17 protein-coding genes are annotated in these 22,926 nt (G+C 68.3%); 4 read left to right on the plus strand and 13 right to left on the minus strand.

Annotated elements, in window-relative coordinates:
- The first annotated feature begins 11 nt into the window (after positions 1 to 11).
- Entirely contained in the window at positions 12 to 695 is a 684-nt protein-coding gene (locus H3309_RS00875; protein WP_182296629.1) for an OmpA family protein, read from the plus strand.
- Here H3309_RS00875 and pheT read toward each other — a convergent pair.
- A complete protein-coding gene (gene pheT / locus H3309_RS00880) occupies positions 692 to 3,055 on the minus strand; it encodes a phenylalanine--tRNA ligase subunit beta (RefSeq protein ID WP_182296631.1) in 2,364 nt (787 codons plus the stop codon). The genes H3309_RS00875 and pheT overlap by 4 nt on opposite strands.
- Complete coding sequence (pheS, locus tag H3309_RS00885) at positions 3,052 to 4,137, minus strand: phenylalanine--tRNA ligase subunit alpha (RefSeq protein ID WP_182296633.1); 1,086 nt, start codon at positions 4,135 to 4,137, stop codon at positions 3,052 to 3,054. Before pheS ends, pheT begins: the two co-directional genes overlap by 4 nt.
- Positions 4,138 to 4,191: 54 nt before the next feature.
- Between pheS and H3309_RS00890 the strand changes: the two genes are divergently transcribed.
- Complete coding sequence (locus H3309_RS00890; RefSeq protein WP_182296635.1) at positions 4,192 to 4,923, plus strand: queuosine precursor transporter; 732 nt, start codon at positions 4,192 to 4,194, stop codon at positions 4,921 to 4,923.
- A gap of 66 nt (positions 4,924 to 4,989) precedes the next feature.
- On the opposite strand, the gene H3309_RS00895 is transcribed toward H3309_RS00890, so the two are convergent.
- From H3309_RS00895 to H3309_RS00920, 6 genes are all read right to left on the minus strand, one after another.
- The gene (locus H3309_RS00895; protein WP_182296637.1) at positions 4,990 to 5,679 is read right to left on the minus strand and encodes a PEPxxWA-CTERM sorting domain-containing protein; all 690 of its coding nucleotides are present in this window, start codon (positions 5,677 to 5,679) and stop codon (positions 4,990 to 4,992) included.
- Positions 5,680 to 5,881: 202 nt separating this feature from the next.
- The gene (locus tag H3309_RS17045) at positions 5,882 to 6,628 is read right to left on the minus strand and encodes an Npun_F0296 family exosortase-dependent surface protein (protein WP_243453791.1); all 747 of its coding nucleotides are present in this window, start codon (positions 6,626 to 6,628) and stop codon (positions 5,882 to 5,884) included.
- Between the two features lie 266 nt (positions 6,629 to 6,894).
- A complete protein-coding gene (locus H3309_RS00905) occupies positions 6,895 to 8,112 on the minus strand; it encodes an acyl-CoA dehydrogenase family protein (protein WP_182296639.1) in 1,218 nt (405 codons plus the stop codon).
- An 11-nt stretch (positions 8,113 to 8,123) separates the two neighbouring features.
- Positions 8,124 to 9,224, minus strand: a complete 1,101-nt coding sequence (locus H3309_RS00910; protein ID WP_182296641.1) for an acyl-CoA dehydrogenase family protein — start codon at positions 9,222 to 9,224, stop codon at positions 8,124 to 8,126.
- Between the two features lie 136 nt (positions 9,225 to 9,360).
- Positions 9,361 to 9,744 carry a hypothetical protein gene (locus H3309_RS00915; RefSeq protein WP_182296643.1) on the minus strand — a complete coding sequence of 128 codons (384 nt, stop codon included), beginning with the start codon at positions 9,742 to 9,744 and terminating at the stop codon, positions 9,361 to 9,363.
- A 234-nt stretch (positions 9,745 to 9,978) separates the two neighbouring features.
- The gene (locus H3309_RS00920; protein ID WP_243453792.1) at positions 9,979 to 13,419 is read right to left on the minus strand and encodes an indolepyruvate ferredoxin oxidoreductase family protein; all 3,441 of its coding nucleotides are present in this window, start codon (positions 13,417 to 13,419) and stop codon (positions 9,979 to 9,981) included.
- 143 nt (positions 13,420 to 13,562) lie between these two features.
- Between H3309_RS00920 and H3309_RS00925 the strand changes: the two genes are divergently transcribed.
- Together H3309_RS00925 and H3309_RS00930 are read left to right on the plus strand one after the other, a co-directional pair.
- A complete protein-coding gene (locus H3309_RS00925) occupies positions 13,563 to 15,695 on the plus strand; it encodes an amidohydrolase family protein (protein WP_182296645.1) in 2,133 nt (710 codons plus the stop codon).
- A 377-nt stretch (positions 15,696 to 16,072) separates the two neighbouring features.
- Positions 16,073 to 16,474, plus strand: a complete 402-nt coding sequence (locus tag H3309_RS00930) for a hypothetical protein (protein WP_182296647.1) — start codon at positions 16,073 to 16,075, stop codon at positions 16,472 to 16,474.
- A 279-nt stretch (positions 16,475 to 16,753) separates the two neighbouring features.
- Here the strand turns inward: H3309_RS00930 and H3309_RS00935 are convergent, their stop codons facing one another.
- From H3309_RS00935 to parE, 5 genes are all read right to left on the minus strand, one after another.
- Complete coding sequence (locus tag H3309_RS00935) at positions 16,754 to 17,152, minus strand: RHS repeat-associated core domain-containing protein (RefSeq protein ID WP_182296649.1); 399 nt, start codon at positions 17,150 to 17,152, stop codon at positions 16,754 to 16,756.
- Positions 17,153 to 17,180: 28 nt separating this feature from the next.
- Positions 17,181 to 17,621 (minus strand): hypothetical protein, encoded by a 441-nt coding sequence (locus H3309_RS00940; protein ID WP_182296651.1) that lies wholly within the window; start codon positions 17,619 to 17,621, stop codon positions 17,181 to 17,183.
- Positions 17,622 to 18,340: 719 nt separating this feature from the next.
- A complete protein-coding gene (locus tag H3309_RS00945; RefSeq protein ID WP_243453793.1) occupies positions 18,341 to 19,150 on the minus strand; it encodes a 4-(cytidine 5'-diphospho)-2-C-methyl-D-erythritol kinase in 810 nt (269 codons plus the stop codon).
- Entirely contained in the window at positions 19,147 to 20,814 is a 1,668-nt protein-coding gene (locus tag H3309_RS00950) for a tetratricopeptide repeat protein (protein WP_182296653.1), read from the minus strand. Before H3309_RS00950 ends, H3309_RS00945 begins: the two co-directional genes overlap by 4 nt.
- Entirely contained in the window at positions 20,811 to 22,784 is a 1,974-nt protein-coding gene (parE, locus tag H3309_RS00955; RefSeq protein ID WP_182296655.1) for a DNA topoisomerase IV subunit B, read from the minus strand. Before parE ends, H3309_RS00950 begins: the two co-directional genes overlap by 4 nt.
- Positions 22,785 to 22,926: the final 142 nt, after the last annotated feature.

Consider the following 22,926-nt stretch of genomic DNA (forward strand, 5'->3'; position numbering starts at 1 on the left):
AGGAGACCCCCATGAAAAAACCCGCCATCCTCATCGGCCTGTCGGCCCTGCTGCTGACCACAGCGGCCTGCACCACCGACCCGGACACCGGCGAGCGCCGCATGTCGAAGGCCGGCAGCGGCGCGTTGATCGGCGCCGGCGGCGGCGCCCTGCTGGGCGCCATCCTGGGTGGCCGCAACAACCGCACCGAAACCATCCTGGGCGCCGGCATCGGCGCCATCGCCGGCGCCGGCATCGGCAGCTACATGGACAAGCAGGAGCGCGAGCTGCGCGAAAAGACCCGCGGCACCGGCATCGAGGTCAACCGCGTCGGTGACGAGATCAAGCTGGAAATGCCCTCCAACGTCACCTTCGCCTTCAACTCCGCCTCGCTCGACCCCGCCTTCCGCCCCAATCTCGAAAAGGTGGCGCAGACGCTCGGCAGCTATCAGTCGACCTTCATCGACGTCTATGGCCATACCGACAGCATCGGCAGCGACGAGGTCAACCAAAAACTCTCCGAAGCCCGCGCCGCGACCGTCGCCGACGCGCTCGGCATGATGGGCGTCAACCGCGCCCGCATCGCCACGCGCGGCTATGGCAAGACCCAGCCGATCGCCAGCAACGACACCGAGGCCGGCCGCGCCCAGAACCGCCGCGTCGAAATCCGCATCTCCCCGGTGACCGAGCAGGACACCCAGGGGCGGCGCAGTTAAGCCCGCAGCGTCGCCCCCAGCTTCGCCGCCGCCACCACCACCGCCGCGCCGACCGCCTCCAGCTGCGCGTCGGTCAGCGTGGCGGCGGCTGGCTGCAGCGTCACCTGCACACCCAGGCTGACCTGCCCGGGTTCCAGGCTGCCGCCGCTGAAACGGTCGAACAGCGCGACATCCACGATCAGCGCCTTGTCCGCCGCCGCCACCGCGCGCAGCAGCGCATCGGCGGACAGGCTCTCGGGTGCGACAAAGGCATAGTCCCGCGTCACCGCCTGCAACGCGGGCGGCGCGAACACCGCGCGCGCCCGCTTTGCACCGCGCTGCGGCAGCGCATCCAGCATGATCTCGCCCGCCACCACCGTCCCGCGAAGCTCGGCGGTGACGCTGGGATGCAGCTCCCCGAACTGCGCCAGCACCGCCTTGCCCAGCACCAGCCTGGCCGAGCGTCCCGGATGATAATGCCCCTCCGCCGGCGCTTGGACACCCAGCCGCTCCACCGGCACGCCCAGCGCCGCCAGCGTTGCCATCACCTCCGCCTTGGCATCGAAGGCATCGAAAGGCAGCGCCTTCCCCGTCCGCCAGTCGCGGGGAACCCGATCCCCGGCCAGCAGCAGCGCCGCCGTCGCATGCTCGCCATCATCCCGATAGCGCCGGCCGATCTCGAACAGCCGCACGTCCGCCAGCCCCCGTGCCGCGTTGCGCGCCGCGGCCGCCAGCAGGCCGGGCAGCAGCGACGGCCGCATCACCGCCAGCTCCGCCGAAATCGGATTCTCCACCGTCGCCACGCCACCGCCGAAGCGCGCGGCATCCGCCTCCGCGATGAAGCTCCAAGTGATCGCTTCATTCAGCCCCCGGCTGGCCAGCGTCCGCCGTGCCCGCCGCTCCAGCCGCTGCGCTGCCGTCGCCGTCGGCTTCGCCACCCCCTCGGCCCGCGGCAGCGGCGTGGCGGGCACCCGGTCCAGCCCGTGCAGCCGCACCACCTCCTCCACCAGGTCGGCGCCGCCATCGACATCGCGCCGCCAGCTCGGGATGGTCACCGTCCAGCGCGCCTCGCCGCTCACGCCGAACCCCAGCCGCTCCAGGATCGCGCGCTGTTCCTCCGCCGGCACCTCGATCCCGGCCAGCCGCGCCACCTGCCCCGGGTCATACGCCGCCACCGTGCGCGCCGCCTCGGGCACCCCCCCGGCCACCGCCATTGCCGAGGCCTCGCCGCCGCACAGTTCCAGCACCATCGCCGTCGCCAGGTCCAGCCCCGGTGCCACGAACGCCGGATCCACCCCGCGCTCGAACCGCGCCCGCGCGTCGGAGGTGATGCCCAGCGCCCGGCCGGTGGCGCCGATGCGCTCCGGCGCAAAGAAAGCCGCCTCGATCAGCACCTCGGTGGTGGCCTCCGACACGCCAGACTCCATGCCCCCCATGATGCCGCCGATGTCGTGCACATGGGCATCGTCCGCGATCACCGTCATCGACGGATCCAGCGCATAGCTCTTGCCATTCAGCGCCAGCACGCTCTCGCCCGCCCGCGCCCGCCGCGCCGTCAGCCCCCCTTGCAGCGTCGCCACGTCATAGACATGCAGCGGCCGGCCATGGCCGATGCTGAAATAGTTGGTGATGTCCACCAGCGCGCTGATCGGCTTCTGCCCCACCGCCGCCAGCAGCCGCTGCAGCCAGGCCGGCGACGGGCCGTTCACCACGCCGCGCACATGCCGGGCCAGAAAGGCCGGGCAGCCCTCCGTGTCCTCGGTGGCGATGCGCAGCGGCGAAACGAAGGCTTCGCTCAACACCGGCGCCGGACGCGGCTTCAATGTCCCCAGCCCCAGCGCCGCCAGGTCGCGCGCGATGCCATAGACACCCATGCAATCCTGCCGGTTCGGCGTCACCGCGACATCGAACAGCGGATCATCCAGCCCGGCCCAGGCGGCATAGGCCACGCCCACCGGCGCATCCGCCGCCAGGTCCATGATCCCGTCATGCTCCTCGCCCAGCCCCAGCTCCCGGCTGGAGCACATCATGCCGCGCGATTCCACGCCCCGGATCGCCGCCACCTTCAGCGTCAGGTCCAGCCCCGGCACCTGCGCGCCCGGCGGCCCGAACACGCCCTTCATCCCCGCGCGCGCATTGGGCGCGCCACAGACCACCTGCACCGCCCCGCTTCCGGCATCGACGCTCAGCACCTGCAACTTGTCGGCCTGCGGATGCGGCTCGGCGCTCAGCACCTCGGCGATCACGAACGGCGCCAGCGCAGTGGCGGGATTGCTCACGCTCTCCACCTCCAGCCCCAGCCGGGTCAGCGCGTCGGCGATGGTCGCCGCGTCGGCATCGCTGTCGAGATAGCGTGCGAGCCAGCTTCGGGTAAATTTCATGCCCCCACCCCGCCGCTCAGCGTCGGCACGTCCAGCGCGCCGAAGCCATAGTGCCGCAACCAGCGCAGGTCGCCGTCGAAGAAGGCGCGCAGGTCGGTCATGCCATATTTCAGCATCGCCAGCCGGTCGACGCCGGTGCCGAACGCGAACCCCTGCCACTCCTCCGGATCCAGGCCGCAGTTCCGCAGCACCTTGGGATGCACCATGCCGCTGCCCAAAATCTCCATCCAGCTCTCGCTGCCGCCGATCGAGAGCCGCCCGCCCTGCCACGAACAGCCGACATCCACTTCCACCCCCGGCTCGGTGAAGGGGAAATAGCTCGGCCGGAAGCGGAGCGTCACATCGTCCACCTCGAAAAAGGCCTTGATGAAGGTCTCCAGCGTCCAGCGCAGGTGCGCCAGCGTGATGCCCCGGTCGATCACCAGCCCCTCGATCTGGTGGAACATCGGCGTGTGCGTCGCATCGCTGTCGCTGCGATAGACGCGCCCGGGCGCGATGATGCGAATGGGCGGCGCCTGCCCCATCATCGTGCGGATCTGCACCGGCGACGTGTGCGTGCGCAGCACGGCCCGGCCGTTCGCCCCCGCCGGGCCACCGCCCGTCACATAGAAGGTGTCGTGCATCGCGCGCGCCGGATGTTCCTCGGGAATGTTCAGCGCGGTGAAATTGTGCCAGTCGTCCTCGATCTCCGGCCCTTCCGCCACCGCGAAGCCCAGGTCGGCGAAGATCTCCGCCAGCTCGTCCATCACCTGGCTGATCGGATGCACCGTGCCGCGCGGGCCGGGCAGCACCGGCAGGCTCATGTCCAGGCGTTCCGTGGCCAGCCGCGCCTCCAGCGCGGCCGCCTCCAGCACCGCCTTGCGCGCCGCCAGGGCCGCGGACAATTCTTCCCGCAGGCCGTTGAACGCCGGCCCCGCCACCTGGCGCTGCTCCGCCGTCATGCCACCCAGCGTCTTCAACAAGGCCGTCACCTGCCCGGCCTTCCCCAGCGCCGCCACCCGCACCGCCTCCAGCGCGGTCAGATCGGCGGCACCGTCGATGGCGGCCAGCAGGTCGGTTCTCAGCGTCTCGGTCTCGGTCATCGCCGCGTCGGTTAGCCGCTTGCACCCGCCCCGGCAACCGCGCATCCTGCCCCGATGTCAGAGATGATCCGCCCCGTCGACGCCGCCGCCATCGAAGGCCGGACGCTCCGCTATTATGATTATTGCATGGCGGCCTTCGTCGCGCTGCTGATCTGCTCCAACCTGATCGGCGCCGGCAAGGTCGCCAGCTTCGACCTGCCGCTGGTCGGCGCGGTCACCTTCGGCGCCGGCATCCTGTTCTTCCCGCTCAGCTATGTGCTCGGCGACGTGCTGACCGAGGTCTATGGCTATGCCCGTGCCCGCCGCGTCGTCTGGGTCGGCTTCGTCGCCAGCCTGTTCACCGCGCTGATGGCCGCGGTGATCGTCGCCATGCCGCCGGCGCCGGGCTGGGGCGACCAGGCGGTCTATGAAAAGGTCTTTGGCCAGGTGCCGCGCATTTTCGCGGCGTCCATCGTCGCCTTCTGGGCCGGCGAGTTCGCCAACAGCTTCGTGCTGTCCCGCATGAAGGTCTGGACCAAGGGCCGGATGCTGTGGACCCGCACCATCGGCAGCACCGTGGTGGGGCAGGGCGTCGACAGCCTGATCTTCTACCCGCTCGCCTTCTGGGGTGTCTGGTCGAACGAGCAGGTCATCACCGTCATGCTCACCAACTATGCGTTGAAGGTGCTGTGGGAAGTGCTGCTCACGCCCGTCACCTACCAGGTCGTCGGCTTCTTCAAACGCCGCGAAGGGCTGGACGTGTTCGACACCGCGGTCGATTACACGCCGTTCAAGACGCGGATATAAGGGCGGATATAGGAAGGCGGCGGAGGTTGCCCCCCGCCGCCCGCCAAGCCACCGCTACAATGCCATTCAGGCGGCAACAACCTTGCGCCGGCGCATCGCGCTGCCCACCAGGCCGAAGCCCAGGATCATCATCGCCCAGGTCGCCGGTTCCGGCACCATCGAGGTCGTGCCGAAGTTGATGTCATCCACGGCGAAGTCGTTGCCGCTGAAATCGGTGCTGCCGTTGATCAGCCGCAGCACGACCGAGCTGTTGCCGCCCGAGTTCCACTGGTTGCTGAACCCCTGCCACACGCCCGGCGCGCCCGTGGTGTAGGTGTTGAGCACCGCCGAGCTGACATCGCCGATCACCGAAAAGGTGAGGTTCGACGCCGCGCCGGTGAAGCCGCCGCAGCACATGTTCGACGCGAAGGCTTCGAAGAAATAATTGGTGCCGCCCGTCACCGCGATGGGGCCGGATTCCCACACCGTCACGCCGCTCTGGATCGCGCCGTTGACGATCAGATAGTTGCCGCTGCCCGACGTATGGTCGCCATAGCTCGCCCACTGGTTGTGGACATTGTTGGCGTTGGTGTCGACGGTATAGGCACCTTCCGGATAGAGCGAAAACTGCCCCGCCGGCGCGATATAGGTGTAGCCGCTGCTGAAGCCGGTGTTGCCGGCCTCGAAATCGCCGTTCACCACCAGGTTGGCGGCCTGCGCGCCCGTGGCACCCAGCAGCAAGGCGGCGATCGCCGCGCGTGTCATCATCGTCATCATGAATTCCCTGTTCTCGGCGCTCAACCTTTGAGCATGCCGGCCGTTTATCGGATCGGGTCGATGAACCCAAGGCCGGAACAGGGTTAACCGCCGAAAGGTCATAGTTGTTTACCCATTTTCGCGCGTCCCCGCGATGCGCGGCGGCACGAAAAAGGGCGGCAGGGTCCACCCCCGCCGCCCCTCGCGGCACTTTTCAGAGCGCTCAGGCGAGCGCCAGACGCTGCCGGCGCATCGCGCTGCCCACCAGGCCGAAGCCGATGATCATCATCGCCCAGGTCGCGGGTTCCGGCACCGCGCTGCCGGTGATGTCGTTGAAGAAGCCCACCGTATGGTTGTCGCTCTCATAGCCGCCGACCATCGGCGACTCGAAAAAGCGGATACGGTCGAAGGTCAGGCCATCCTTGAAATAGACGTTGACGAAGGCATAGGGCTCGCCGCGGTTCCAGCCGGCGAACGGGCCGCTCGGGTTGCCGAAATAGGCGCTGTTGCCTCCGATGGCATTGCGCACATCACCCGGTGCGAAGGTGAACACCTTGCTGCCGCCCTTGTAGAATTCCAGCACATTGCCCCCGTCCAGCGCCGGCAGCCAGTAACCGAAATAGGTCAGCCCGCGCGGATCGCTGGTGCTCAGCGCCAGCTCGAAGCCGGTGCCGGAAAAGGTCTCGGCATAACGGCCGACGCCACCGGCGCCGCCATATTGGTTGGCATCGCGGATATCGACGTTGGAATAGCGCCCCGTGATCAGCGTCGACTGGCCGCTGGTGCCAAAATCGGTGACGAAGCTGGTGCCGCCCCCGGTCGGCCGGCTGTCGAACGTCTCCACGCCGACGAAATCGAAACCGGCGGTGGTGTTCACCACGCCCGGCGCTTCATAGGTCACGGTTACCGCGGCCTGGCCGGCGGTCGACAGCAGCGCCACGGCGCCGATCATCAGGCTCTTCATCATCATCCCATCCTTTTCCGACATCTCATTTGATGCCCGGGCCCTACCGCATCGGCCCGGAAAAGTTTAGGGTCGAACAGCGTTAATTGCTGCTTTTGCAAGCGAATTAACGATCTTTTGCCTTTCACGTAAAGTGCGCAAAAAAAAAGGCGCCGGGTTCCCCCGACGCCTCTGTTGAACAAAGATCACATTTTACAACCGGTTGCCCCGGCATCCTGTTCGGCGTCCGCAGCCGTTTTCGCGGCCCGGCCTGGGCGGTCTGCCGGGCCGTTTCAAAGCGCCTTGATCTCGTTGAACGGCGTGTCCTTGTCGCCGCGCAGGTCGCCCGGCAGCCCCAGCACGCGCTCGGCGATGATGTTGCGCAAAATCTCGTCGGTGCCGCCGGCGATCCGCAATCCCGCCGACCACAGATAGCTCTGCTGCAACTTCTCGATGTCGCTCCCCGGCTCTGCAGCGAACCCCGCGCCTTCCGAAAGGTCCAGCGCGAACGCCGCCATGTCCTGCATGGTCTTGGCGACCACCACCTTGCTGATGCTCTGCTCAGGCCCCGGCATCTGGCCCTTGCTCAGCGCGGAGAGCGCCCGCATCTGGGTCAGCTTGATCCCCTCGTCGGCGATATAGCTGTCGGCGATCCGCCGCCGCACATCCGCCTGCTCCATCGCCGGGCCGCGCTCGGTCTCCACCTCGGCCGCCACCTTCATCAGCGTGGCATAGCCCGGCGCGTGCCGCGGCTTGCCGCCCACCGCCAGCCGCTCATGCATCAGCGTCGTCAGGCTCACCTTCCAGCCATCGCCCACCTCGCCCAGCCGGTGGCTGTCCTTCACCCGCACATCGGTGAAGAAGACCTCGTTGAAGTCGCTCGAGCCGCTCATCTGCCGGATGCCGCGCACCTCCACGCCCGGCGCCTTCATGTCCACGATGAACATGGTCAGCCCCTTGTGCTTCGGCGCCTCCGGATTGGTGCGCGTCACCACGATGCCGAAATCGCTCTTGTGGGCAAAACTCGTCCACACCTTCTGGCCGTTGATCACCCACTCGTCGCCGTCCTTCACGGCCTTCGTGCGGATGCTGGCGAGGTCGCTGCCCGCCACCGGCTCACTGAACAGCTGGCACCACACTTCCTCGCCCTTGAGCGCCTTGGGCACATAGCGGGCGATGACGTCGGGATTGCCGTGCGTGAACACGGTCGGGATGCACATCCCAAGGCCGATGGAATAAAGCCCGGTCGGCACATAGGTGCGGCTTTCCTCCTGGTTGAAGATGATCTGGTGCATGGGGCTCAGCCCCTGCCCGCCGACAGCCTTCGGCCAGGTGATGCCCACATAGCCGGCGGCATGCTTCTTGGCCTGCCACGCCTTGGAGCGCACCACGAAATCCTCCAGCCCCCAGGGCTCCTTCGGCGGATGGAGATATTCGCCGGCGTTCGCCGCCATCCAGGCCTTCACCGTGGCGCGAAATTCGGCTTCCTGCGGCGTGTCGTTGAAATCCATCGTCCTTCTCCTCAAGCCGCCTGGCGATTCCGCCGCTCCAACGCCCGCACCAGCCGGTCGGCCCAGTGCGCCCGGCTGCCCAGCGCGAACTGCAGCGTCCGGTTGCGGCGGTAATAGAATTGGCAGTCATGCTCCCAGGTGAAGCCGATGCCGCCATGCAGCTGCACCGCCTCCTCGGCAACATAGTTCATCGCCTCCAGGCTCGACACCCGCGCCGCCGCCGCCGCCTGTGACAGCTCCGGCGCATCGCTGCCGAACGCCCAGGCCCCATGCAGCGCGTGCGCCTCCGCCAGCGTCACCTTGATATACATGTCCGCCAGCTTGTGCTTCACGCCCTGGTAGCGCCCGATGCGCAGCCCGAACGCCGTGCGATCCTTGGCATAGGCGACCGTCATGTCCATCGCCGCGCGCGCGCTGCCCAGCGTCTCGAACGCCGCGATCACCGCCAGCCGGTCGCACAGTTTCGCCCAGTCCGCCGCCGTCCCCAGCGGTTCGGCCGCGGCCCCATCCAGCGTCAGCGTTCCCGACCGCCGCACCAGGTCCAGGCTCTCGACGTCCGCGCGCGACACGCCCGGCCCCGCCAGGTCGACCAGCGCCATCGCCGGGCCATCCGCCGACGCCACGGTCACGATGGCCAGATGCGCCCCCATCAGGTCGGGCACCGGCGACTTCACACCGCGCACCGTGCCGGCCGCCAGAACCGTCGCCGGCATCGCCGAAATCGCCTTCGCGCCCTCGCTCCAGGCGATCACCGCCACCACCTCGCCGGCGGCGATCCGCGGCAGCCAGGCCGCCCGTTGCGCTTCCGTGCCCGCCAGCAGCAGCGCCTCGGTCGCCGCCAGCGTGCTGGTCAGCGGCACCGGCGCCAGGCTGCGCCCCACTTCCTCCGCCAGCACACACACTTCATCTGCGCCCAGGCCGATGCCGCCATGCGCCTCGGGAATGCGCAGCGCCGTCCAGCCCTGACCGACGACCTCCGCCCACAGGGCGGAGTCGAACGGCGCCTCCCGCCCCATCTGCGCCCGCGCCACGGCAGGTCCCGCCTTGGCATCCAGAAACTTCCGCGCCGCATCGCGCAGCGTCTTGGCATCATCCGACAGATCGAAATTCACGCGACAAACTCCCTCTCACCCGGAGTTAGGCCAGCGATGCCCCCTCGCCAAGCGCGGCAATCAGCGCGCTATCAAAAAAGCGCGGAGGGCCACTGCCCTCCGCGCCCTGTCGTCATTGCTTGTCGGCGCTATCGGCTCACGCCGCCTTTTTCATCCGGCGTTGCGGCGCGGCGGCCGCTTCCTTGTCTTCCTCTTCATCCGGCTGCTCGGCGCCGCTCTCGCTCAGCGCCTCGCCCAGCTGCTTCAGCTTGTCGCCATTCCTGTCGGCGCGGTCGGCGATCTTTGTCACGGCACCGCCCAGCCGGTGCAGCAGCGCTTCCACCCGTTCGCCGTCCGGCTCGTCCATTTCCAGCTGCTTGCGCAGCGCCGCCAGGTCGCGCGCGATGCCCTTCGCACCCGGCACATCCACTTCGGACAGCGCCGTCTCCCAATCCTCGATGATCGAAACGGCGGTCTTCGGCCTGGTGGATTCAATCCCGCGATTGAAGGCATTCATCGTTGCAGCAAAACGCACAGCCATGGCTCACTCTCCTGGGTTGCCGGGGCAGAATGACCCGGTCAGCCCCGTAACCCCGGCATCCATTGGGGGTTCCCAACGCTCTGTCTGTTGCAGAGACTGTGTGAGAAATTGCTCAGGCCGTGGCGAGAACGTTGATTTTCGAGCACCGAAGCGCAGCGACCTTCAGGGTCGTGAGCATCGGAGCGCAGAAAATCGGCGTTCGCAGCCCGGCATGGGCAATTTATCGCACAGTCTCTATGCGGCAGCCTGCCGCGCCATGCCCGGCCACTTGGCCAACAGCGCCTTCCGCCGCAACGCCACTGCCTTTGCCGCATCTTCCTTCACCGGCCCGAACCCGCGCACGTCCAGCGGCAGCCGCGCGATCTCCACGGCCAGCGCCAGATTGTCTGCCCGCAACCCGCGCAGCAGCATTTCCACATCCGCCTCGAACGCGCCGATCGCCGCCCGCTCATGCCGCCGCTCCTCAGTGCGCCCGAACAGGTCGAACGCCGTCCCGCGCAGGCCCTTCATGCGGGCGAGCACCCCGAACAGCGGCACCACCAGCCAGCCCGGCAGCCCGATCTTCTTCGGCCGCCCGGTCGCCGGGTCGATGCGGGAGAGCAGCGGCGGCGCCAGATGGAAGGTCAGCCTGGCGCGCTCGGCGAAGGTCGCATCCAGCTGGCCGGTAAAGCGCCCGTCGCTGTACAGCCGCGCCACCTCATATTCATCCTTATAGGCCATCAGCTTGTGCAGGCTGGCCATCACCGCCTCGGTCAGCGCGGTCGATCCGAACGGCGCTTCCGCCGCCCGTACCCGCGCAACCCCATCGGCGAACCGCTGCGCATAGGCCGCATCCTGATAGGCCGTCAGGTCACTCACCCGCGTGGCGATCCGTTCATCCAGCGTCAACGCCGGCGCCTCGCCCCCGCCGACCATCGCCTCCACCCGCGCCGGCTCCGCCGCCAGCAGCCGGCCGAGCGCGAAGGCCTGAAGGTTGAACGGCACCGATACGCCGTTCAGCTCGATCGCACCCTGGATCGCGCTGAGCGGCAGCGGGATCAGCCCCTGCTGCCAGGCATAGCCCAGCAGCATCACATTGGCGGCAATGGCATCGCCCATCAGCGCGGTGGCAATCTTCTCCGCCGCCACCATATGGCTCGCCTTGCTCGCCCCCTCGATGGTCTTCACCACCTGGTGCGTCTTGAAATCCAGGTCGCGGTTGCGCACGAAATCCGCCGTCGGCGCGATGTTCGCATTGGCCACCGTCACCGTCCGCGTCGGGATCATCAGCGTCTGCGCGGCCTTGTCCGCCGCCACCACCGCGTCGCAGGCGATCACCAGGTCCGCCGTCCCCGCCATGATGCGCGGCCCCAGCAGCGCCTCGTTGGTCGGCGCCAGCCGCACATGGCTCCATACCGCGCCACCCTTCTGCGCCAGGCCGGCCATGTCCGCGGTCGTGCTCGCCACGCCGGCCAGATGTCCCGCCATCCCCAGCAAGGCCGACACCGTCAGCACGCCGGTGCCGCCGATCCCCGTCACCAGGATGTTCACCGGCGCGGTCAGCGCGGGCACCGCCGGCTCCGGCAGGGTGCCGATCTCCAGCGACGTCGCCGCCGGCTTCTTCAGCTTGCCGCCGCTGACGCTCACGAAGCTCGGGCAGAACCCCTTCACGCAACTGAAATCCTTGTTGCAGCTCGATTGGTTGATGCGCCGCTTGCGGCCGAACTCGGTCTCCAGCGGCTCCACGCTGACGCAGTTGGATTGCACCGAACAATCGCCGCAGCCCTCGCACACCGCCGGGTTGATCACCACCCGCCGGTCCGGGTCCGCCATCAGGCCGCGCTTCCGCCGCCGGCGCTTTTCCGCGGCGCAGGTCTGGTCATAGATGATCACGGTGCAGCCCGGTGTCGCCGCATAGGCCTTGCTCACCACGTCCAGCATCGCCCGGTCGTGCAGCGCCACTTCCTTCGGCAACAGTCCATCGGGATAGCGGCTCAAATCCTCGGTCAGCACCGCGACCGATTTCGCGCCCTCCGCCAGCATCTGCCGCGCGATCTGCGGCACCGTCAGCTCGCCGTCATGCTTCTGCCCGCCGGTCATGGCGACCGCGTCGTTATAGAGGATCTTGTAGGTGATGTTCACGCCCGCCGCGATCGACTGCCGCACCGCCAGCAGGCCGGAATGGAAATAGGTGCCATCCCCCAGATTGGCGAACACATGCTTCTCGTTCGTGAACGGCGCCTCGCCCACCCAGGTCACGCCCTCGCCACCCATCTGGGTGAAGGTCTCCGCCCGGTCCATCCACAGCGCCATGATGTGACAGCCGATGCCGGCCAGCGCGCGGCTGCCCTCGGGCACCTTGGTGGAGCTGTTGTGCGGGCAGCCGCTGCAGAAATAGGGGCTGCGCTTCGCCGGCGTCACATGCCGCGCCGCCTTCGCGTCCTGGTCGGCGAAGAAGGACAGCGCGTTGGCGATCCGCTCGGTCTTGTGGAAGCGCGCGATCCGCTGTGCCACCACCTTGGCGATCATCCCCGGCGACAGCTCATTGTCCGGAGACAGGAGCCAGTCGCCCGCCTCGTCCTGCTTTCCCACCACCCGCGGACGCACATCCTCGCGCCAGTTGTACAATTGCCATTTCAGCTGATGCTCGATGAACTCGCGCTTCTCCTCGATCACCAGAACCTCTTCCAGCCCCTCGGCAAAGCCGCGCATCCCGTCCGGCTCCAGCGGCCAGGGCATGCCCACCTTGTAGAGCCTGAGCCCGATGTCGCGCGCCACCGCCTCGGTAATGCCCAGCTCGTCCAGCGCCTCCATGGTATCGGCAAAGGCCTTGCCCGTGGTCACGATGCCGAAGCGGGGCTTCGGCGTATCCCACACCACCCGGTCGATGCCGTTCGCCTTGGCGAACGCCATCGCGGCAAAACCCTTGTAGCGTTGCAGCCGCGTGTCCTCGTCCCGCCAGATGTCGTTCGGCCGGACATGAAGCCCGCCCTCGGGAAAATCGAACGGCGGAATAATGATCGACCGCCGCTCGTTCGCGGTATCCACCGTCGCGCTGGTCTCCACCGTGTCCGCCGTCGCCTTGTACCCCACCCAAGTGCCGGCAAAACGGCTCATGGCGATCCCCAGCAGGCCATATTCCACAAACTCATGCACGCTCGCCGGCGCCAGGAAGGGCACGAAAGCGGCGCTGAAATTATGGTCGCTCTGGTGCGGCAGGGTCGAGGATTTGGCGCCATGATCGTCCCCCACGATCGCCAGCACGCCGCCATGCTTCGCCGTCCCGGCGGCATTGGCATGCTTCAGCACGTCCATCGCCCGGTCGAGCCCCGGCCCCTTGCCATACCAGATGCCGAACACGCCATCCACGGTCGCGCCCGGCCGCATCCCCACCATCTGGCTGCCCCACACCGCCGTCGCCCCCAACTCCTCGTTCACCCCGGGCACGAAGCGCACATTGGCCGCCTCCAGCAGCTTCTTCGTCCGCCACAGCTCCTGGTCGAACGCGCCCAGCGGACTGCCGCGATAGCCGCTGATGAAGCCGCCGGTGTTCAGCCCCGCCGCCGCATCGCGCGCCCGCTGCACCAGCGCCAGCCGCACCAGCGCCTGCGTGCCGGACAGGAAGATGCGCTCCCCCTCCACCGCGTAACGATCATCCAGCTTCACCGCCCGATTGCGCAATTCGATGCTGCTCACCCGCCGTCTCCCCACCCGAATCAGGGCGTAATAGGACAATAATACTGACCTTTTATCCCCGATGCAAGATCAGGACTTTACCGTCTTGTGCCAATCTTCCGCAGGTCTTAGCCTGCCCTTGAGGGGATATCAGGGAGACACACATGAGCCTCGTCCGCGTTTCGATTGCAACCCTCGCCATCGCGCTCGCCACCCCGCCTGTCGCCGCGCACGGCTCCCACGGCGCGCTGCGGCCCGGCCTCGCCAAACTCACCATGGCCGGCGACCAGGACACCCCCACGTCCAAAACCCCCGCCGGCGCCGTGCCAAAGGAGCAGCTCGCCGTCCCGCCCGCCAACGCGCAGCGCTTCACCATCCTCTCGATCGCCGGCCCGCATGGCAGCGCCGCCATCTGGCGCACCGCGGACGGCACCCTCATCAGCCGCGAATCCATCCTGCTGCGCGGCCAGGTGTGGGAACAGGATCAGACCATCCGCCCCGGCGCCGACGGCATGCCCGTCTCCAGCACGGTGCGCGGCTACAGCCCGCAGGGCAACAGCGGCGAAACCTTCACCATCGCCAACGGCCAGGCGAGCTGGAAAAGCCAGATCGATGCCGGCAGCGTCGCCTACAGCGGCCCGGCCTATTATGCCACCGCCGGCGGCACCTTCAGCGCCAACGCCGACCTTGCGGAAAAACTGCTCGCCGCCCCCAACCGCACCCTGAAACTCCTCCCCGGCGGCGAGGCCCGCGCCACGAAACTCACCGAAGCCACCGTCGGCAGCGGCGCCAGCCAGAAAAAGATCATCGCCTGGGCGATCGAGGGCTTCGGCCTCTCCCCCTTCCCGGTCTGGATGAACGAGGACGGCAGCTTCTTCGGCATCGGCGGCGGCTTCGCGCTCCTCCCCGTCGGCTACGAGGGCGAGCTCAGAAAACTCGAAACCGCGCAGGACGAGGCGCTGGCGAGACGCTCCCCCGACATCGCCCGCACCGTCGGCGTGAAGGCGCCCGATGCCATCGCCTTCACCAATGTCCGCACCTACGACGCCGACAAACAGCGCTTCCTCGACGCGCAGACGGTCGTCGTCACCGATGGAAAGATCAGCCGCGTCGGCCCCGCCGCCGGCTTCACGCCCGCGCAGGGAACCACCCTCATCGACGGCAGCGGCAAGACCCTCGTCCCCGGCCTGTGGGACTGCCACATGCATTTCGGCGACGATTTCAGCGGTCCCATGCTGCTCTCCCTCGGCGTCACCAGCGTCCGCGACCCCGGCAACAGCATCCCCCTCACCCTCGCCCGCCGCGACCGCGCGGCGAAAGGCGAGCTGCTGACGCCCAAGGTCTACGCCAGCGTCCTCATCGACGGCAAAGGCCCCAACACGGCGCAGGTCGCCAGCGTCGCCACCACGCAGGCCGAGGCCGACAAGATCATCGAGGACGCCAAACGCGACGGCCTCATCGGCGTCAAATTCTACGGCACCTTCGATCCGAAGCTCCTCAAACCCAGCATCGCCAAGGCGCACAGCCTCGGCCTCCACGTCCACGGCCACATCCCGCAGGGCCTGCGCACGCAACAGGCGCTGGACGCCGGCTATGACGAGATCACCCACATCAACTGGGTGATGATGCAGGCCATGCCCGACAGCATCGTCACCACGTCGAACGGCATCAACCGCTTCGAAGGCCCGGGCCGCTACGCCAAGGATGTCGATCTCAACGCCGAGCCGATGAAGTCGCTGATCGCCCGCATGGCCAAACAGAAAACCACCGTCGATCCCACGCTGGTGACGTTCGAGGGGCTGTACGTCCCCGACAATGGCGACCTGTCGCCCGCCTACGCCCCCTTCCAGGGCACCATGCCGCCGGCGACCGAACGCGGCTTCCGCCAGGGCGGTTTCGCCGTGCCCGCGGACCTCACCCGCGCCGACTACCGCCGCAGCTTCGCCAAGATGCAGAGCCTGGTGTTCGAACTGTACAAGGCCGGCGTCCCCATCGTCGCCGGCACCGACGGCAGCGGGCTGGAGATCGTCCGCGAGCTCGAACTCTATGTCGCCGCCGGCATGACGCCCGCCCAGGCGCTCAGCACCGCCACCATCCAGCCCGCGCGGCTGGTGGGCGCCGCCGCCACCACCGGCAGCATCGCGGTCGGCAAGGCCGCCGACCTGGTGCTCGTCGATGGCGACCCCTCCAGGAACATCGGCGACCTCCGCCGCACCAAACTCATCCTCACCCAAAACCGCCTGATGGACGCCGACGCCCTCCGCAAAGCCAGCGGCTTCAGCGGCCCGCCGAAATAAACCAAAACACCCCTCCCGCACTGCGAAGCAGACAGCGGGGAGTCGCAGACGGCGCAAAGCACCAGCGGCGACTCGCGCGATAGCGCGGCGGGGGTGGGTGGTGTCAGCGCTTGAAGAGCACAACATCACCACCCCCCCAGCCCCTCCCCCGCAAGCGGGGGAGGTGTCAGCGGCCAAAGGCCGATGACGGAGGGGGCCCGGCCTGACACGCGGCCACCGCGCGCCCATCAGCTCTCCCCCGGCGCCGAAGGCCAGCGAAGCTACCGGGGAGCGACTCGCGCAGCGAGCGGAGGGGGCCAGCGCCCCAAAAGCAGCCATATGCACCCTTGCAACTAAGAACCATTCGCAATAATCTCCCGCCCCAAGGAGACCCGCGCATGCTCACCCCCCTCACCACCCTCCTCACATCCCCCCAGGTCGCCCCGCACCTCCCCCGCGCCCTCATCGTCCGCGCCGCGCGCCAGTGGGTGTTGATCGCCCGCGCCGGCCGCAACCCCCGCCCGGCGCTCGCCACGCTGCTCGGCCCGCGCGGCGCCGCCGCCTTCGCCTGCCTGATGGAAAGCCTGGTCGTCGCCTGGCCCGACCCCTTCACCACCTATCCCCCCTGCGCCACCACCGAATCCCCCGACGAACGCACCCTCCTCACCCTCCTCACGCTGGCCGGCGACGACCCCGCCTTCCACACCCACCTCGCCGACCTCCTCCCCGCCGCCGACCGCACCCGCCTCCACCGCCTCGCCACCCGCACCACCGCCGAACTCACCACCCGCTTCGCCTGACCAACACCCCTCCTGCCCCGCGAAGCGGAGAGCGGGGAGTCGAAGACGACGCGAAGCATCAGCGGCGACTCGAGCGATAGCGCGGCGGGGGTAGGTGCGCTGACGCCGCGCCCAAACCACCGCGCTGTTTCCCCCCGTCGGGGGGAGCGACTCGCGGCGCAGCCGCGGCGGAGGGGGGCCTCGCCAACACCAAGGTCCTCCCCTGCAAGGGGAGGTGGCCCGAAGGGCCGGAGGGGTGACACCCTTCCCGCTGACACCCCGCCGCTGCCACCACCCACGTCATGCTGAACTCGTTTCAGCACCCATTCCGCACACCGCACGCGCCAACACCCTTTTCCTGTCCCTCCGACCCACGCCATCATCCGCCATGCGCCCCGCCTCGTGCCCTCCTGATCCGGCATCAACCGGATAACTGTACCGATGGGCTATCGGCTGTGCGCTGCCGATGGGATCGGTCTGCAGGAACCGTCCCAGCTTGGGGGAGTAGGCCCGCGCCTTGTCGTGATAGACCCCCACCTCCAGCAGCCACATCTGACCCGTATAGCGGATGCGGCCCGTGTCCTGACCAGCCCCGCCAACCCCCGGTTCGCCGAGTGGGCCGTAGCTGTTCAGCACGGTCGCCACCTGACCCGAACCATCGGCCTGCGCCGCCACCGACCCTAGCGCATCGGTAAGCATCGATTGCCGACGGGCGTAGAAATGCTCACTAGGGCTGCCCTGGAACCGGCTTCATCCATGGCATCGCTTTGAACCGCGAGCGGCGGTTGTTCACAAACATTTTCTGGTTCGCCTGTTCAGCGTCATCGGGGTGGATATAGGTTTCATGAGGGGTCCGATAGGATTCGAAGCCATCTCCCATCACGCGGCCACCCAACCGTTCCGCCAGCTTCAGCAGCAGTTCCATGCCCATCGGCGATGGATTGATGATATACAGCGCCGATGACGCAAAGCATAACGTCGACTCATAAGGCGCGCCCGTATCCATGATGATCGCGCCCCGGTCGCGCTCTACCTTCCAGGTTGGGTTGTCGCGAATAATCGCTTCGACTTCATCTTCAAGCACCGCAAGCTGCTGAACAATCTTGCCAACTAAAAACTGCCTTCGGTGTATCGTTCTAATGATACCGACCTTGTATTTCTTCGTCATTTGCCGGACCATGATCGGTCGTTAATGGCGCCACCCGTGCTTTGGCCCAGGCCCGACCTCAAATTACGGTGACAGTTTACTAAATGAGCAGACTTGGCCTCAAGTCTGACGCAGTCAGTCGCTCTTCTCTGAAACAGCTTGCCAACCTCGCGGTCCTCTGCTAACCATATTGGCATCATCGAGTCTCCGTCCAACACGCATACACCCCGCCCGACCCACCCAAAATCCCCGAAATCGCTAACGCCTTGATTCAGGCTGTCACTTTTTTCGACAAACCTTCCAGATTTCCTATCCGCAACAAACCAACAGCGCGTGATCTCCCCCTGTAAGGGGGAGCGACTCGCGAAGCGAGCGGAGGGGGTGAAACCTTCCACGCCAACAGCCCAACTGCCGTGCACACAACCCCGTCATGCTGAACTTGGTTCAGCACCCATCGCCCCTCCAACACCCCACGCAGCGCACAAAACCGCCGTTTCCGCCAACCCCTTGATTAAGCACGCCACTTTTTTCGGTCAACCTTCCATAATCCTACAGCCCCTGCGCGGCTAAGCCGCGCGAAACGAGCGGCAATCTGCGCGCAGAGAGCGAGAAGAAAGAAAGGAAGAACAAAAAGCGTGGCCAAGCCACGCTGTCGGACGTGTCGGTCGGCCACCGGCCGCCCGCACGCCGGCCAGGCCTTCGGCGAGTCGAAAATAGCGCCCAGCGCTATTTTTCGCCGCCTACGGCCGCAACCGCGTCACACACCCCCACCACCCCCCCGGCACCCCCGCCCCCGCCCGCACCGCCGCGCCCTCATCCCCGAACAGCGCAAAACACGTCGCCCCGCTCCCGCTCATCCGCGCCAGCTGCACCCCCGCCAACCCGCGCAGCCACGCCAGAACCTCGGCAATCGCCGGCGCCATCCCCACCGCCGGCCCCTCCAGGTCATTCCGCGCAGCCTTCGCCACCGCCAGCGTCTCCCCCGCCGGCAGCGCGCCGCGATCCACCCCGTCCCAGGCCCGGAACACCGGCCCCGTCGCCACCGCCACCCGCGGGTTCACCAGCAGCACCGGCACCCCCGTCACCGCCGACACCGGCGTCAGCACCTCGCCCCGCCCCTCACCCCGCACCGTCACACCGCGCACGCACGCCGCCACATCCGCCCCCAGCGTCGCGCCGATCGCCTCCAGCTCCGCCACCGACCGACCCAGCCCCCAATGGCGGTTCAACAGCCGCAGCGCCGCCGCCGCATCCGCGCTGCCCCCGCCCAGCCCGGCCGCCACCGGGATCCGCTTCTCCAGCCGCAATGCCGCGCCCCGCCCGCTTTCCAGCGCCCGCGCCGCCCGCAGCACCAGATTCTCCTCCCCATCCCCCGCCGCCCCGGCGAATTCGCCCGACACACACAGCGTCAGCGCCTCGCTCTCCGCCACCGCCAGCGTGTCGCCGAACTCGGTAAACGCGAACAGCGTCTCCAGCGCATGATAGCCATCCGTCTCCCGCCGCCGCACATGCAGCGCCAGGTTCAGCTTCGCCCAGGCCGTCTCGATCACCGCGATGCCAGCCGCGCCGCGACCTCCAGCCCATAATCCAGCTTCTTCGCCAGCTTCGGCGCCAGCGTCGCCGATGGCTCCAGCGACGCCGCCTGCGCCCAGGCAAAGCGCGCCTCGATCCGCCGCCCTGCCATCCACAGCGCATCCCCCAGATGGTCGGCAATGGTGGGGTCCGCCGGCTCCGCCGCCACCGCCTTCTGCAACAGGCTCACCGCCTCGTCATACCGCCCCTGCCGATACGCCAGCCACCCTGCCGAATCGATGATCGCGCCATTGTCCGGCTCGGCTTTCAACGCCCGCTCGATCAGCGTCGCCGCCTCCGCCATCTTCAAGCCACGGTCCAGCAGCGAATAACCCAGATAGTTCAGCAGCGTCGCATTGTCGGGCGACAGCTCCACCGCCTTGCGCAGGTCCGGCTCCGCCGCCGCCCAGTCGCCGGCCTGCTCCAGCGCCGAACCGCGCAGGAAGAAAAAGAACGCATCCTCCGGCCGTGCCGGCGTCGGCAGCAGCGCGATCGCCTTGCTCACCGCCGCCGCCGCGGCGCGATAATTGCCCGCCCGCCGCTCCAGGTCGGCCAGCCGCATCCAGTCCTCCGGCACCACATCCGCCCTCTGCGTCAGCCCGGCCAGCACGTCGCGCGCCGCGTCCATCCGCTTGGCATCGGCCAGGATCGCCGAGGTCCGCCCGGCCACCGGCCGCACGAACCGCTCGCCCCCCACGCCGCGCAACGCCACCAGCGCCTGTTCGCCCTGGCCCTGGCGCGCCAGCTGGTCCGCCACCATCAGCAGCGCTTCCGGAAAGTCCGGCGCGGCAAAACTCCCCAACCGGGCGAAATACAGCGATACCGGGTTCGCCCGCTCCCGCGACAGGTCGGCCGACACCCGCAGGAACAGGTTCGCCACGCCGTCCGCCGGCCGCAGCAACAGCCCGCCGCTCTCCCGGTCGCCGATGTCCCGGCCTGCCAGCAGCTTCGCCCGCGCCGCCGCCAGCTGCGCGTCGTCCCGCGGCCCGCCGCCCAGCATGGTGATCGCCGCGTCGCGCCGCCCCACCTTCACCAGGCAGGCCGCCGCCGCCACCCGCAGCCGCGGCACATTGGCACCCTCGGTCGCCACGATCGCGCCAAAGGCCTCCGCCGCCTCGTCCCACCGCCCCGCCGCCGCCAGCATGTGGGCGCGGTTCTCCTCCATGTAGCTGCGGGCGATGCCGCGCTCCGTCGGCACCTCCAGCCGCGCCAGCGCCGCCTCCGGCCGGCCGGCCCCCAGCAGGCCCCAGGCCTCCAGGATCGGCTTGATGATGGCGATGCTGCCGCCATCCTCGAACTTCGCAGTCGCTGCGGCAAAGCGTGCCCAGTCGCGCCGGTTCAGCGCCGCCACCGCATTGGTCAGCGCGCTCAGCGCCGTGCCCTTGCCCGAGGCGTCCAGGCTCGCCGCCATGCGATAGGCCAGCCTGGCGTCGCCGCCCGCCAGCGCCAGCTCGAACGCCCGGCGCGTCAGGTCGGGGTCCTGCGGGTCGGACCGCAGCGCCGTCTCGAAATGCTTGGCCGCCACGTCCAGCCGCTGGTCGGCGAACGCCAGCCGCCCCTGCACATAGGCCGAAAGGCCCGCGTCCCCCGGCGCCGCCATGGCCGGCCCCGCCAGCAGCAGCGCGAACAGCAAAGCCCTCATGCGTCGATCTCCTCGGCGGCCACGCTGGCCGCATGCGCCTGAATGAAGTTGAAACGATGCTCGGGCAAGCGCCCCATCAACCGGTCCACCAGATCCTTCACCGCCGCCCGCTCCTCATATTCATGCGGCAGCGTCACGCGGATCAGCGTCCGCCGCGCCGGGTCCATCGTCGTCTCCCGCAGCTGCATCGGCGCCATCTCGCCCAGCCCCTTGAACCGCCCCATCTCCACCTTCCGCCCCTTGAAGCGCGTCGCCAGCAGCGCGTCACGGTCGGCGTCGTCGCGGGCATAGGCGACATCGCCGCCGGCGCTCAGCCGATAGAGCGGCGGCTGCGCCAGATACAGCTTCCCGTCCCGAACAAGGTTGGGCATCTCCTGAAAGAAAAAGGTCATCAGCAGCGTGGCGATATGCGCCCCATCCACGTCCGCGTCGGTCATGATGATGATGCGCTCGTACCGCAGCGCGTCCGGGCGATAGCGGTCGCGCATCCCGCACCCCAGCGCCAGCGCCAGATCGGCCACCTCCTGGTTCGCCGCGATCTTCGCGGCCGCCGCGCTCGCCACGTTCAGGATCTTGCCGCGGATGGGCAGGATCGCCTGCGTCACCCGGTCGCGCGCCTGCTTGGCGCTGCCGCCGGCGCTGTCCCCCTCCACGATGAACAGCTCCGTCCCCTCCGGCGCATCGCGCGAACAATCGGTCAGCTTGCCGGGCAGCCGCAGGTTGCGCTTGTTCACCGCGGTCTTGCGCTTGGTCTCGCGCTCCGCCTTGCGCGCCAGCCGCTCGTCCATCCGCTCCATCACAAAGGCCAGCAGCGCCCGCCCGCGTTCCTGGTTCCCGGTCAGCCAATGGTCGAAATGGTCCTTGACCGCCGCCTCCACCAGCCGCGCCGCGTCGGCGCTCACCAGCCGGTCCTTGGTCTGGCTCTGGAACTGCGGCTCGCGGATGAACAGGCTCAGCATCACCTCGGCGCCGTTCATCACATCGTCGGGGGTCAGCTCGGCGGCGCGCTTCTGCCCGACCAGCGCGGCAAAGCCCTTCAAGGATTTGCTCAGCGCCGCCCGCCAGCCGGCTTCGTGCGTGCCGCCGTCCGGCGTCGGGATTGTGTTGCAATACCAGCTCGCCTCGCCCTCGCCATACAGCGGCCAGGCGCAGGCCCATTCCACCGAGCCCTGGCCGTCGGGAAACGCCACCTTGCCGGCGAACGCCTCCTTCGTCGCGGTCTCGCGCTCCCCCACCCGCTCGGCCAGATGGTCCTTCAACCCGCCGGGAAACACGAACACCGCGCTGTCGGGCACATGCTCGCTCGCCAGCGATGCGTCACAGCGCCAGCGGATTTCCACGCCGCCGAACAGATAGGCCTTGGACCGCGCCAGCCGGTACAGCCGCCCGGCATCGAACGCCGCGCCCACCCCGAAAATCTCCGCGTCCGGCACGAAGCTCAGCGTGCTGCCGCGCCGGTTCGGCACCGCCCCCAGCTTTTCCAGCGGCCCCAGCGCCTGCCCCCGGCTGAACCGCTGCCGGAACAGCTCGCGATTGCGCGCCACCTCCACCACCAGCTCGCTCGACAGCGCATTCACCACGCTCACGCCCACGCCGTGCAACCCGCCGCTGGTGGCATAGGCATCGCCCGAGAATTTGCCGCCGGAATGCAGCATCGTCATGATCACTTCCAGCGCGCTCTTTCCTGGATAGCGCGGATGCGGGTCCACCGGGATGCCGCGGCCATTGTCGCTGATGGTCAGCCGGCCGTCGGCCGCCAGGCTCATCTCGATCCGTGTCGCGTGCCCGGCCACCGCCTCGTCCATGGCATTGTCCAGCACCTCGGCGGCCAGATGGTGCAGCGCGCGGGCATCGACCCCGCCGATATACATGCCCGGCCGCCGCCGCACCGGCTCCAGCCCCTCCAGCACCTCGATGTGAGAGGCATTGTAATCGGTGGCGGAGGCGGTGGCGGCAAACAGGTCGGTCATCCCCGGCAGCATAGCGGCGGACCGCGCCGATGGGAACGGGCCGGGAACGGCAATCTGCTGTTGCCGTCGCGCAACAATTTCCGCCCTGCGCTCCGGCCTCATGCTTTTCTTCTTGTGCGATGCACAAAACCCCGGCTAAACT

The organism is Sandaracinobacteroides saxicola (assembly GCF_014117445.1).
Taxonomy (GTDB): domain Bacteria; phylum Pseudomonadota; class Alphaproteobacteria; order Sphingomonadales; family Sphingomonadaceae; genus Sandaracinobacteroides_A; species Sandaracinobacteroides_A saxicola.

Coding starts and splice junctions, on each gene's coding strand:
- H3309_RS00875 (WP_182296629.1), top strand. CDS start 12: ATGAAAAAACCCGCCATCCTCATCGGCCTGTCGGCCCTGCTGCTGACC.
- pheT (WP_182296631.1), bottom strand. CDS start 3,055: ATGAAATTTACCCGAAGCTGGCTCGCACGCTATCTCGACAGCGATGCC.
- pheS (WP_182296633.1), bottom strand. CDS start 4,137: ATGACCGAGACCGAGACGCTGAGAACCGACCTGCTGGCCGCCATCGAC.
- H3309_RS00890 (WP_182296635.1), top strand. CDS start 4,192: ATGTCAGAGATGATCCGCCCCGTCGACGCCGCCGCCATCGAAGGCCGG.
- H3309_RS00895 (WP_182296637.1), bottom strand. CDS start 5,679: ATGATGACGATGATGACACGCGCGGCGATCGCCGCCTTGCTGCTGGGT.
- H3309_RS17045 (WP_243453791.1), bottom strand. CDS start 6,628: ATGATGATGAAGAGCCTGATGATCGGCGCCGTGGCGCTGCTGTCGACC.
- H3309_RS00905 (WP_182296639.1), bottom strand. CDS start 8,112: ATGGATTTCAACGACACGCCGCAGGAAGCCGAATTTCGCGCCACGGTG.
- H3309_RS00915 (WP_182296643.1), bottom strand. CDS start 9,744: ATGGCTGTGCGTTTTGCTGCAACGATGAATGCCTTCAATCGCGGGATT.
- H3309_RS00925 (WP_182296645.1), top strand. CDS start 13,563: ATGAGCCTCGTCCGCGTTTCGATTGCAACCCTCGCCATCGCGCTCGCC.
- H3309_RS00930 (WP_182296647.1), top strand. CDS start 16,073: ATGCTCACCCCCCTCACCACCCTCCTCACATCCCCCCAGGTCGCCCCG.
- H3309_RS00935 (WP_182296649.1), bottom strand. CDS start 17,152: ATGCTTACCGATGCGCTAGGGTCGGTGGCGGCGCAGGCCGATGGTTCG.
- H3309_RS00940 (WP_182296651.1), bottom strand. CDS start 17,621: ATGACGAAGAAATACAAGGTCGGTATCATTAGAACGATACACCGAAGG.
- H3309_RS00950 (WP_182296653.1), bottom strand. CDS start 20,814: ATGAGGGCTTTGCTGTTCGCGCTGCTGCTGGCGGGGCCGGCCATGGCG.
- parE (WP_182296655.1), bottom strand. CDS start 22,784: ATGACCGACCTGTTTGCCGCCACCGCCTCCGCCACCGATTACAATGCC.